Genomic DNA, 10,481 nt, shown 5'->3' on the forward strand with positions numbered 1-10,481 from the left:
AGGGCAGCGCCTACTGCTTGATCAACAGTTCTTCTTGAATGCTGCGAATGCCCAGTACGCGGTGGGCCATGCTCACCCAGCGGCTTTGCGCAGGTGCAGTTCCAGTGGTGGGGCCGCCTTCTGAAGCCAGGGGATGACTCAACGACGCCAGGGCAAGAGGGGCGGGGGTGGAGACGGCGGATGAACGGCCTTTCTCCATGCCCGTAGGTTCAGGGTGCGGGAAGCTGCCCAGCGGGCTCTTGCCTTGCAAGGCAGCCGGGTCGGGTGAATAGCCCTTGTCCTCGGTGGCGTGGACGGCAGGCATTCCCGTGGAAAACATGAAGCTGTCCACCGAACTCACACCGGGCACGGTTTGCGCCACAAACACGGCCAGATCGATCTGCGTGGGGTCTGCCGCCATGCCGCTGAGCAGCACGACCCCCTGGTGCGATTCGACGCCAATGTTGAAGCTGTTCACCACCGGCGACAGGATGAGTGCGGCGCGGACCCGCGACGCCAGCACGCTGTCTTCCAGGTAGGCGGTGGGGGAGGGGCTGGCGGGAGTCCAGTCGGTGACCATGTCGATGCGCTTGCAGCCCTGCAGCGACATCACAGCAAGCGCCCCCAGAAGGGCGCCGGAAAGGTGGCGGGGTGAGGGGTGGCGCATGGAGCAGTCCTTTGGAGAGACAGCCACCATGGTGGTGGCCGTTGTTTGCACTGTCCCATGGTGCGCTGTGGCGGTCTGTTCGTAACCGTACCCATGGGCGTGTTTTACTTTGTAAGGAGGGCGCTTGCAGGATCACGCGACTTCGCCGTAGAACGCGAATCCGCGCCGTTCGCGCTTGGCCGCATACATCGCCGCATCGGCGCATGCCATCAGGTCTTTGGCCGTCGTGCCATGCTGGGGGCACATGGCTACGCCAATGCTGGGGCACACCAGCAGTTGCAGGTCGGCGACCTTCATGGGGCGGGACACGGCCTCCAGCAACTTGGCGCACAGTTGGCGCAACGGCGCAGCGTCGGCCATGCCTTGCAGCAGGCAGGCGAACTCGTCGCCCCCCAGGCGCACCACCAGGTCGCCGTGGCGCACCGCTGCACTCAGCCGTGCTGCGGTAATGCGCAGCACCTCGTCACCCACACCGTGCCCATGGGTGTCGTTCACGGCCTTGAAGTGGTCGAGGTCGATGTAGATCACCGTGGGCCCTACGTGTTCGGGGCGGCGCGTGGCCAGGGCCTTGCCCAGTTGCTCCAGCAGGTGACGGCGGTTGGGCAGGGCCGTCAGCTCGTCATGCAGCGCCTCGTGGCGTGCCTTGCACTCGCCGCTGCGCACGAAGGCGAGGTCGGCCTCCGCCTGAGCGAGCGCCTTGTGGGTGCCGCGGTAGGCGCGCTCCAACTCCTGTCGCTGGGCGGTCTCGCGCTGCAGCGCCTGGTGCATTTCCTCCAGAGCCGCGACACATTCGAGCAGATTCAAATCCGGCCCCGGCTTGGGGACTATGGCGGGTGCCTGGAAGGGGAGCTGCGACTCTCCCGGCAGTTCCCGCTTGAGAAGCCGCGCCCGCAGTGTCCCCAAGACCTGGGTCCAGTGCTGGATTTGCGCGGCACTGGGCCACGAGGTGGTGAGTGTCTTGCTGAACAGGAATTGTCGTTCGGGGATGCCCATGCGCTGGTCCTTTCTGTGCCGTTGTCTTGGCCGGAGGGGATATCTGGGCAGCGGCGGCGTGGGAACTGGCGCACTGCTACAGGAGCTTGGGGCGCAGTGTGGCCGGTGAAGGGGCATTGTTTCTGTCTGCCAGCGTACATAAATGGGACGCCGCCTTGGCGGTATGCGCGCTGAATGGCTCCGTGAGCCCCCGCAGGCGCCCCCTGCAGGGGTACCCCGATAATCGGGCATGAACCAACCTTCAAGCCACGGGATCGCGGCGCGCACTTCGAGCGCAGTTCGTGCCGTGGGGTTGGGAGCATCGGCCGGGGGGCTGATCGCGTTGGAGCAGTTCCTGGCGCACGTCCCACCGTCGAGTGGCCTTGCCTACGTGGTTGTCCAGCATCTGGATCCTACGCAGAAGGCAATGCTTGCAGAGCTGCTGCAGCGCTGCACGGCGATGGAGGTGCTCGAAGCGACTGACACGATGCGCATGGAGCCCGACGTGGTCTACGTCATACCCCCCAACAAGGAGCTGACAGTCGCGGGAGGGTTGCTGCACCTTGCAGAGCCTGCTCACCCTCGCGGCATGAGACTGCCCATTGATCTGCTTTTTGCGTCGCTGGCGCGCGACCAGGGTGAACAGGCCATTGGCGTGGTTCTTTCGGGGATGGGGTCCGACGGCACCTTGGGTTTGCAGGCGATCAAGTCGCAGGGCGGACTGACCCTTGCTCAGTTGCCTGCGTCCGCGCAGTTCGACTCCATGCCACAAAGTGCCATCGCGGCAGGGTGCATCGACATCATCGGTCTTGCGGCTGAATTGCCCGATCGCATCGGGCGCCACATCGACGAAAAGCACGGCACTGCCCCGCCGCCCGAAGACGACGCGGGCAACCACAGCGGGCAGGCGCTGGGCGCCATCCTGGGCCTGCTGAGAGATCGCTGCAAACACGATCTCTCCGACTACAAGCCCAGCACGTTGCGCCGACGCATCCAGCGGCGCCTGGGCGTACACGGCCTGACCACGACCGATGCGTATGAAAAATTCGTGCAGGAGAACCCGCAGGAGCTGGACCTGCTCTTCAAGGAAATGCTCATTGGCGTGACCAGTTTCTTCCGTGACCCCTCGGTCTGGCAAGAGCTCAAGGACGTGGTGATGCCCGCCCTGCTGGCGCGCTGCTCGCCGGGCGCCCGTCTGCGGGCCTGGGTGGTGGGATGCTCCACGGGCGAAGAGGCTTACTCCCTGGCCATGGTCTTCAGGGAGGCGCTGAAAGAGCACCCCGGCGCTGAGCGCTGTTCACTGCAAATTTTCGCCAGCGACCTGAGCGCGGACGCCATCGCTGCGGCCCGCAAGGGTCTTTACCCGTTGAAGATCGTGGACGACGTGGAGCCGGCCAGGCTCGCCAGATTCTTCACACGCCAGGGCGGCGGATTCCTGATCAGCAAGAAGATTCGGGAAATGGTGCTGTTTGCGCAGCACGATGTGATTCTCGACCCACCTTTCACCAAGCTCGACTTGCTCTCGTGCCGCAACTTGATGATCTATTTCAATGCCGCACTGCAAAGTCGGCTGATGCCACTCTTTAGCTACAGCTTGCGCCCTGGCGGCGCGTTGTTGCTCGGAGGTTCGGAGACCATTGGCACCTGGCAAGCGCTTTTTACGCCGATGAGCCAGAAATCCCGGCTCTATTGGCGCACTGAAAATTCAATCAACGCTGGCTCGGCGTACTTTCCGATCAGCCTTCGCCGGGCGACCAACCGGCTTCCCCAGGAGTTCAAGGTGTCCCCTTCGGCTGTTGTGCTTCCCTCCAATTTGCAGACCCACGCCGAGCAAGCGCTGCTTCAAGAATTCTCTCCCGCCGCCGTGTTGGTCACCGACCAAGGCGATGTCGTGTATATCAACGGCAGCGTGGGCAAATACCTGGAGCCAGCATCCGGCAAGGCCAACTGGAACATCCATGTGATGGCCCGTCCTGCGATCAGGGCGCAAATTGCAGCGGCGCTGCGGCAAGCCGTTCAGGACAAATGCCGCGTGGAGGTGCGCGGGCTGCGCCTGAGCGAAGAGCCCACGCAGCCTTCTGTGGATGTGATCGTCAAACTGATGCAGGAACCCCATTCCTTGGCTGGCCTGGCAATGATCGTTTTTCGCGATGTGGCTGCGCCGGTCCTGGCCAAGCGCAGGCGCCGGGCCTCTGCAGGTGCCGCTGATCCGCAGATGGTCGAGGAGTTGCAGCGCTGCAAAGACGAAATCCAAGCCCTGCGCCAAGAGATGAGGGCCTCGGCAGAGGAGTTGCAGGCGGCCAACGAAGAGTTGCAGTCCACCAATGAAGAACTGCAGTCTGCCAACGAAGAACTGACCACTTCCAAAGAAGAGTCGCAGTCGATGAACGAAGAGCTTCAGACGCTGAACCAGGAGCTGCAAACCAAACTGGATGATCTGGCGCTGGCCCAGAGCGACATGCAAAACCTGCTCAACAGCACGGACATCGCCACCCTGTTTCTGGACAGCGCCTTGAACGTGCGCCGTTATACCGAGAAGATCACACGCATCATCCACCTGCGAGAAGGGGACATCGGCCGACCGTTGACCGACCTGGCCAGCACGCTGAATTACCCTGCGCTCAATGACGACGCCAGGCAAACCCTGAAGACGCTGACATTCACGGAAAAAGAAATCACGACGACCGATGGATTCTGGTTTTTGGTGCGTATCAAGCCTTACCGAACGCTCGCCGACGTGATCCAGGGCGTGGTCATCACCCTCATCGACATCACCGCGGCGAAAGAGCTCGAATCTCGCCTTCGCAAGGGGTAGAGTCAGAGCGACTGCGGATAGCACACTCTTTTCAGGAGCATTCATGTCACACCTCGCAGAATCTTCGTCCTATTTGTCGAGCTTGCGCGAGCGAGCGACGGGGCAGCTAACGGGTGGCGTCCGAAGCGACCTTGCACGCACCAGCACATCAGAGGCCATGGCGGTTCTGTACAAGCTCGCGTCATTGCCGTCCACTGCCGGTGACGCCCTGGCGCTGCTGCACGAGCTTCAGGTCCACCAGGTCGAGGTCGATATGCAGCACGAGGAACTTCGGCACTCCCGGGCCGACCTGGAGAACCACTTGGCGCGCCAAACGAACCTTGTCGAGCGTGCGCCCGCTGCGTTCCTGGTCATCGATGAGACCACTGTGGTGTGCGAAATCAACCGCGCTGGCTTCCGCCTGCTGGGTGCTGCCAGCCATGGTGTGCTGGGCCAATCTTTCGCCAGTTTCCTGACTGCGGCCAGCAACGCACAGTTGCAGAGCATGCTCGCACAAGCGCGCGCAGGTGCCCCCCCTCAGACGTGCGAGTTGCATTTTCTGGCACAGGGCGGCGTCTCCCGAACGCTCCTGTGCACCGCCGACAAGGAAGTGTCTTCGGGTCGTTTCATCCTGGTGCTCCTGGCGCCTGCGGCGTCTGGTTAGGGCGTGCCTTCAGTCCAGCGCACCGCAGGGCGTTGAGGTTCAGTGCCACCGACCAGCCCTGCTTGTTCGCGCAGGTTTTTGGATCGCCCACGGTGCGTGAAAGCCGCTCGACAGCCTCAGGGGGAAGGGCATGCACAGTGAATGCTGTGAACGGTGAAGGGGAGGGGACGAATTCTGGAAGCCTCAAGAGTGAACAAGACGGAGGTCAGGGACCAGGGCGCTATCCCTTGGAGAGAAGGTGTCTGAAGCCGCCCTCAAGTCTGGCAACAGCCGAGCGCATTCGCGCTTCACGACGGCGAGGCACTCGCAGCTGCGGTGCTCCAGGCCACGACGGTCAAGCACCGTGATGTGGCCTGAGTGGTAACGGATCAATCCCGCTGCCTGCAACTTCAGCGCTGCCTCGGTGACCCCGCTGCGCCGCACGCCGAGCATTTGTGCAATGAGCTCATGTGTCATCACGAGCTCGTTGCCTCCCAGCCTATCCAGGCTTTCCAAAAGGCAACGGCAGATATGCTGTTCAACGGAGTGATGTCGGTTGCAGACTGCGTTTTGGAGCATTTGGCACATCAGCGCCTGCGTGTACTTCAGCATCAGCTGCTTGACGGTTGCATGCCGCTCGAACTCTTCCTGGATCAGGCCGGCCGCGAGCCGAAAACCCTGACCGGCACTTCGAACGACGCTGCAGCTCGGAGTGGTTACGCCCCCCAGGAAGGATGAAATGCCCACGACTCCTTCACGACCCACCATCGCAACTTCTGTAGAGCAGCCATCCTGGAGTACGTGAAGTATGGACACGATGGCGGTGGTCGGGAAGTAGACGTGGCTGGGCGTCTGCCCAGACTCACTGAGCACCTGGCCCAGTTGCAAATGCACAGGTTCGAGCAGATGGTGCCAGCGGCGCTGGTCTGAATCCGGTAGCGCGCTCACCAAGAGGTTTTCTGCGGGGTGGGCATCAAAGATCACGATTTTCCTTTCGGGTGATGCCTGGCGGCAAAGATCGAAAACCGACCAGCAGAACGGTAATCCCACCCCCCAAGAAAACGCCATGTTCCGAAACGTAAGAGTTGTCCGCCACCACACGAATAGCCGCTGTTTGTTTGATCTCTGTCAGTTTCCGATCGATCTTGCCTTTGACGGATCGACGACTTTGCCTGCACCCGCGCAGGCAGCGCATCTGCGGCGCTCGGCAGAGTGCGCAACCGTACAGACGCAGAGGTGGCCGCGTTTTAAAAACATGCTGTTGGGGTGTCCATCTGGCGCAAGTGGCAAGTTCACCCCCAACGGACATGCATGGTGAGTGCGAAGAATTTTGATAGGAGCAATCCAATGACAATGACTGAACCCGACATGTCGAAGGCGATGACCTTGCGAAGCAGGTTTCAATCAGCCTTTCCATTGTTTTCAACGAAGTCCCTGACCGAACGAAAGGAAGCGCAGGGAGGGCTATCGAGGCCGTGGCCCCTTGTGGATGCCTCCCCCAGCCTGACGGAGACCAGTTTGCCGGTGCGACCTCCCCCCAACAAGCCCGATCCTCAGCCCGCAGCCGCAGGCCTTGAAACGGAGGATTGGGATCTGTTGTTCAGGGCTGTGCTCGAAACCTTAGCGCGGACGGCATGCGGAAGGGCTCCGTCCGATGGCGCGGTCTCTCTGTTACAGACCCCTGGCGATGTACTTGACGGGTGCCTGGATGCACTGGAGCAATTGCGTCGATCCGCACCCTCCGTTCAGCATCCGCTGATGCCCAAGGGGGGCGCACCGGGAACTTCTGGCGCGACTTGATGCGTCTCCGGTACACCTCGCCTCAAGGGCGCAACCATGTGGGCGGATGGTGCGGTGCAATGGCGCTGGCATGGGCGTTCTTTCCAGGTCTGCCGCATATTGATTGACCACGCGTGTGGACGCCCTGCGCTCAAAGATTGGAGCAGTTTATGCAAACCTCTCACCGTCAAACACTTCAGTGGAGCACGTCGGCATTCGGTGAAATGCCCAGCCCGACGCCCGCAGAACTGGCCGAATTGTCTACGCACGTGAAGGAGTGTCGGCGCGCGCGCGGGCGGTTCTTTTTACTCCGAAGCGAGGTCAAGGCCATGAACGAAATCATCGCGAATCGGTTTTGGACGACCATGGCTGCTATCGCGGTTTTGCTGTTACTCGCTTCGTTCGCGTGGGCGGCTTGAACCCGCCCCGCAGTGTGCTCGCCATGGTTCCGAGGTCGTGTGATCGTTCGGGGACACTGCAACCTTCTGGGTGGCCGCGTCGGTAGGCTGCGGCGCCCAGCCCGTCGGCATTGCGGGTGTTGCGGGATTCACCCTTTGAAAGCAGATGAATGACAGCGTACCTATCGAAGCTATTGGTCTTGCGTGGGGTTGTTGTTGGCACTGTGTTCTGCATCGCAGTGGTTGCAAACCCTGCTATGGCCCAGGGTCGCGGCGAATTGCTCTATGCGACACATTGCAGCGCCTGTCACACCGTGCAGCTGCATTGGCGCGCCAGCAAGGCCGTCACAGACTGGACGAGCCTGCGGTCCGAGGTGCGCAAGTGGCAGGGCGAGGCCAAGCTGGCGTGGGGCGAGGACGACGTGCTTGAGGTTGCGCGTTATCTGAACGACAACATTTATCACTTTGTCCTCCCCAGCGCGACGGCGATGACCACATCGCCGACCGTGGGTCCTATGTGGGCGCGCTGAACCGAACTGCATCCCTGATCGCGCAACCGAGGCCACATTCCTAGCCTGGCGCCTCTCGGGCCTTGAGCGTCTAGTGCGAGCGCAGTGCCGAGGATTTCGACTCCAACGGGCCCTTCACGTTTACCCAACGCTTGCAACCGCGTCATCAGAGTGTTGGGTGTTCCGGGCCGCCCATGGGGCACAGCACGCGCACGCAGTGCTACATTCATCAGAGCGCCCAGCCCCGCCTGCACAGCAGGCCGCACGCACCACCCCAACGCTGCTCCAGAGGAACCCGCCCATGTCACCGGAACGCCAGCGACTGATCCGCCTGTTGTTTGATGAATACATCGAAATGTATGCCGCGCGGGACGCAAGGCTGGTCACCCGTTTTAGTGACAACTTCAGCGGCTTTGCGGGCAGCAGCGACCAGCTGGTCAAGAGCCGTAGCGATTGGGTTGACGTCACCTTGCAGGACTTTGCCCAGGTGCCCGGCCGCATCGGCATTGACGTGGTAGACCTCTTCCCCCAGGAACTGTGCGATGACGTGGTGGCCGTCACGGCGTTTTTCCACATCCGGCTGCCCATTCCTGACGCACTGTTTGCCCGCGAGACCGCGCGGCTGGTGCTGGTGTTTCGCCATGAGGAGGGCGACTGGAAGATTGCCCACAGCAGCATTTCCATCCCCTACGGCCTGGCGCGTGACGGCGAGGTGTACCCGGTAGGCCGCCTGCAGCAGCGCAACCTGGAGCTGGAGGCGCTGGTGGAAGAGCGCACCCAGGCCCTGGCGCAGGCCAACCAGCGGCTGCAACTGATTAGTAACACCGATGGGCTCACCGGCATTGCCAACCGCCGCCATTTTGACCAGACCCTGGCGCACGAATGGGCCCGCGCTCAGCGGGCGCAGACGCCGCTCTCGCTGATCATGCTGGACGTGGACGTGTTCAAGCACTTCAACGACCACTATGGTCACCTGGCGGGCGATGCCTGCCTGCAGGCGCTGGCCCTCACCCTGGCGCAAACCGGCGGGCGCCGCGAGGGTGATCTGGCGGCGCGCTTTGGTGGCGAGGAGTTTGTGGTGCTGCTGCCGGCGTCGGACGCGCAGGCTGCCATGGAAGTGGCCCGCCAGATCCAGCAGGCCATCCAGGCGCTGGCCTTGCCGCATGAGGGGGCACCCTTTGGCATCGTTACCGTGAGTTTTGGCGTGGCCAGCCTGGTGCCCCAGCGTGACCAGGCCCCCGAAGAACTGGTGCGCCGCGCCGACCGCGCCATGTACCGCGCCAAGCAGGCCGGGCGCAACCGCATCGAACTGGCTCCGGACTGAAGGGCGGGCGCAGTACCTGCCGTGCCCGGGTAGCGCTGTTGGCCGTTCATTCAGGGTTTACCCGAGTGGTGTGCACCGAAATGGTGACAATGGGCGGCTATGCATTTTTCCCGCTTCCTCAAAATGGCCCTCATCCTGGGCCTGCTCTCGGCCATCGGCCCCTTTGCCATCGACATGTACCTGCCCGCGCTGCCCGATATTGGCGCCAGCCTGGGGGCATCGGTGGGCGCTGTGCAGTGGAGCCTGACGGCGTTTTTCCTGGCGCTGGGGGCTGGTCAGCTGTTCTACGGCCCTATCTCCGACATGGTGGGGCGCAAGCCGCCGCTGTACTTTGGCCTGGGCCTGTTCACGGTGGCCAGCGTGGGGTGTGCGCTGGCCAGTGACATCGAAACCCTGGTGGCCCTGCGCTTTTTGCAGGGCCTGGGCGCGGCGGCGGGTATGGCCATACCGCGTGCCGTGGTGCGCGACCTGCACACGGGCACCGATGCAGCGCGGCTGATGTCGCTGCTGATCCTGGTGTTCAGCGTGTCGCCCATCCTGGCTCCGCTGGCGGGCAGCGGGGTGATTGCGCTCACGGGCTGGCGCGGCGTCTTCTGGGTGGTGGCTGTGGCCGCCGTAGCGGGGCTGGCGCTGGTGTACGGCAGCTTGCAGGAGACGCGCCCCGCGTCCGACCGCGTGGAAAGCAGCCTGGGCGGCGCCCTGCGCGCCTACGCGCTGCTGCTGCGCGACTGGCACTACCTGGGCCTGGTGTTCATTGGCGGCTGTGCCATGGCCGGGTTTTTTGTGTACCTGGCGGGCTCGCCGTTTGTGCTCATCAACCACTACGGGCTGACGCCCACGCAGTACAGCCTGGCCTTTGGGGTTAACGCGGCGGCGTTCATCGGCGCCTCCCAGTTCACCGCCACGCTGGGTGAGCGCTTTGGCATGGTGCGGGTGGTGAAGGCGGCGGCCACGGCCTCGGGCGCGGTCATGGCGTCGTTGCTGCTTTACTACCTGCTGGGCGGCGATGACCTGGCCGTGCTGATCGGTTTGTACTTTGTGGCCAGCGCGCTCATGGGGCTGGTGATCCCCACCACCTCGGTGCTGGCGCTGGAGAAACATGGCGCCATCGCCGGCACGGCATCGGCCCTGCTGGGCACGCTGCAAATGCTGACGGGCGCCCTGGCCATGGGCGTGGTCGGCCTGTTTGCCACCGGCAAGCCCCTGCCCATGGTAGTCGGCATGGCCACCGGGGCGCTGGTGGGCGTGGCGCTGGCGTGGATCACGCTGGGCGGCAGGCGCGGGGCGATGGTGCATGCCTAGCCCGTGCCACAAGCGCTTGTGGAAAATTTGAATAAAAAGTGCCTCTAGCGCTTGATGAATAAGCGCTGGAAGCTATGAATATAGGAGTACTTGGCTGCTATGAGACGGCCACTA

At 62.9% G+C, this 10,481-nt stretch carries 9 protein-coding genes; 6 read left to right on the forward strand and 3 right to left on the reverse strand.

All coding sequences use genetic code 11. The annotated features are described in order from the left end of the window. Positions 1-10 precede the first annotated feature (10 nt). Together ACQ4MJ_RS06695 and ACQ4MJ_RS06700 are read right to left on the reverse strand one after the other, a co-directional pair. Positions 11-646: a BON domain-containing protein gene (locus ACQ4MJ_RS06695; protein ID WP_431149485.1), complete on the reverse strand. Its 636-nt coding sequence runs from the start codon at positions 644-646 to the stop codon at positions 11-13. Between the two features lie 132 nt (positions 647-778). Further along, complete coding sequence (locus ACQ4MJ_RS06700) at positions 779-1,639, reverse strand: diguanylate cyclase domain-containing protein (protein ID WP_431149484.1); 861 nt, start codon at positions 1,637-1,639, stop codon at positions 779-781. Between the two features lie 229 nt (positions 1,640-1,868). On the opposite strand from ACQ4MJ_RS06700, the gene ACQ4MJ_RS06705 reads away from it, so the two are divergent. Beyond that, positions 1,869-4,433, forward strand: coding sequence for a chemotaxis protein CheB (locus ACQ4MJ_RS06705; RefSeq protein WP_431149483.1), 2,565 nt, complete (start codon positions 1,869-1,871; stop codon positions 4,431-4,433). Between the two features lie 43 nt (positions 4,434-4,476). Continuing rightward, on the forward strand, positions 4,477-5,076 hold the full coding sequence (locus tag ACQ4MJ_RS06710) for a PAS domain-containing protein (protein ID WP_431149482.1): 600 nt from the start codon (positions 4,477-4,479) through the stop codon (positions 5,074-5,076). A gap of 183 nt (positions 5,077-5,259) precedes the next feature. On the opposite strand, the gene ACQ4MJ_RS06715 is transcribed toward ACQ4MJ_RS06710, so the two are convergent. Then, positions 5,260-6,123, reverse strand: a complete 864-nt coding sequence (locus ACQ4MJ_RS06715; protein WP_431149481.1) for a Crp/Fnr family transcriptional regulator — start codon at positions 6,121-6,123, stop codon at positions 5,260-5,262. A gap of 881 nt (positions 6,124-7,004) precedes the next feature. Here ACQ4MJ_RS06715 and ACQ4MJ_RS06720 point away from each other — a divergent pair. The 4 genes from ACQ4MJ_RS06720 to ACQ4MJ_RS06735 all read left to right on the forward strand — a co-directional run bounded on the left by ACQ4MJ_RS06720 (position 7,005) and on the right by ACQ4MJ_RS06735 (position 10,367). Further along, the gene (locus ACQ4MJ_RS06720; RefSeq protein ID WP_431149480.1) at positions 7,005-7,253 is read left to right on the forward strand and encodes a hypothetical protein; all 249 of its coding nucleotides are present in this window, start codon (positions 7,005-7,007) and stop codon (positions 7,251-7,253) included. Positions 7,254-7,546: 293 nt separating this feature from the next. Continuing rightward, on the forward strand, positions 7,547-7,762 hold the full coding sequence (locus ACQ4MJ_RS06725; RefSeq protein WP_431149479.1) for a hypothetical protein: 216 nt from the start codon (positions 7,547-7,549) through the stop codon (positions 7,760-7,762). Between the two features lie 280 nt (positions 7,763-8,042). Then, a complete protein-coding gene (locus ACQ4MJ_RS06730; protein ID WP_431149478.1) occupies positions 8,043-9,065 on the forward strand; it encodes a GGDEF domain-containing protein in 1,023 nt (340 codons plus the stop codon). Between the two features lie 99 nt (positions 9,066-9,164). After that, positions 9,165-10,367, forward strand: a complete 1,203-nt coding sequence (locus ACQ4MJ_RS06735; protein ID WP_228898373.1) for a multidrug effflux MFS transporter — start codon at positions 9,165-9,167, stop codon at positions 10,365-10,367. Positions 10,368-10,481: the final 114 nt, after the last annotated feature.

It is taken from the genome of Acidovorax facilis, from assembly GCF_050626955.1.
Classification (GTDB): Bacteria; Pseudomonadota; Gammaproteobacteria; order Burkholderiales; family Burkholderiaceae_C; genus Acidovorax; species Acidovorax facilis.

Coding starts and splice junctions, on each gene's coding strand:
- ACQ4MJ_RS06695 (WP_431149485.1), bottom strand. CDS start 646: ATGCGCCACCCCTCACCCCGCCACCTTTCCGGCGCCCTTCTGGGGGCG.
- ACQ4MJ_RS06700 (WP_431149484.1), bottom strand. CDS start 1,639: ATGGGCATCCCCGAACGACAATTCCTGTTCAGCAAGACACTCACCACC.
- ACQ4MJ_RS06705 (WP_431149483.1), top strand. CDS start 1,869: ATGAACCAACCTTCAAGCCACGGGATCGCGGCGCGCACTTCGAGCGCA.
- ACQ4MJ_RS06710 (WP_431149482.1), top strand. CDS start 4,477: ATGTCACACCTCGCAGAATCTTCGTCCTATTTGTCGAGCTTGCGCGAG.
- ACQ4MJ_RS06715 (WP_431149481.1), bottom strand. CDS start 6,123: ATGGCGTTTTCTTGGGGGGTGGGATTACCGTTCTGCTGGTCGGTTTTC.
- ACQ4MJ_RS06720 (WP_431149480.1), top strand. CDS start 7,005: ATGCAAACCTCTCACCGTCAAACACTTCAGTGGAGCACGTCGGCATTC.
- ACQ4MJ_RS06730 (WP_431149478.1), top strand. CDS start 8,043: ATGTCACCGGAACGCCAGCGACTGATCCGCCTGTTGTTTGATGAATAC.
- ACQ4MJ_RS06735 (WP_228898373.1), top strand. CDS start 9,165: ATGCATTTTTCCCGCTTCCTCAAAATGGCCCTCATCCTGGGCCTGCTC.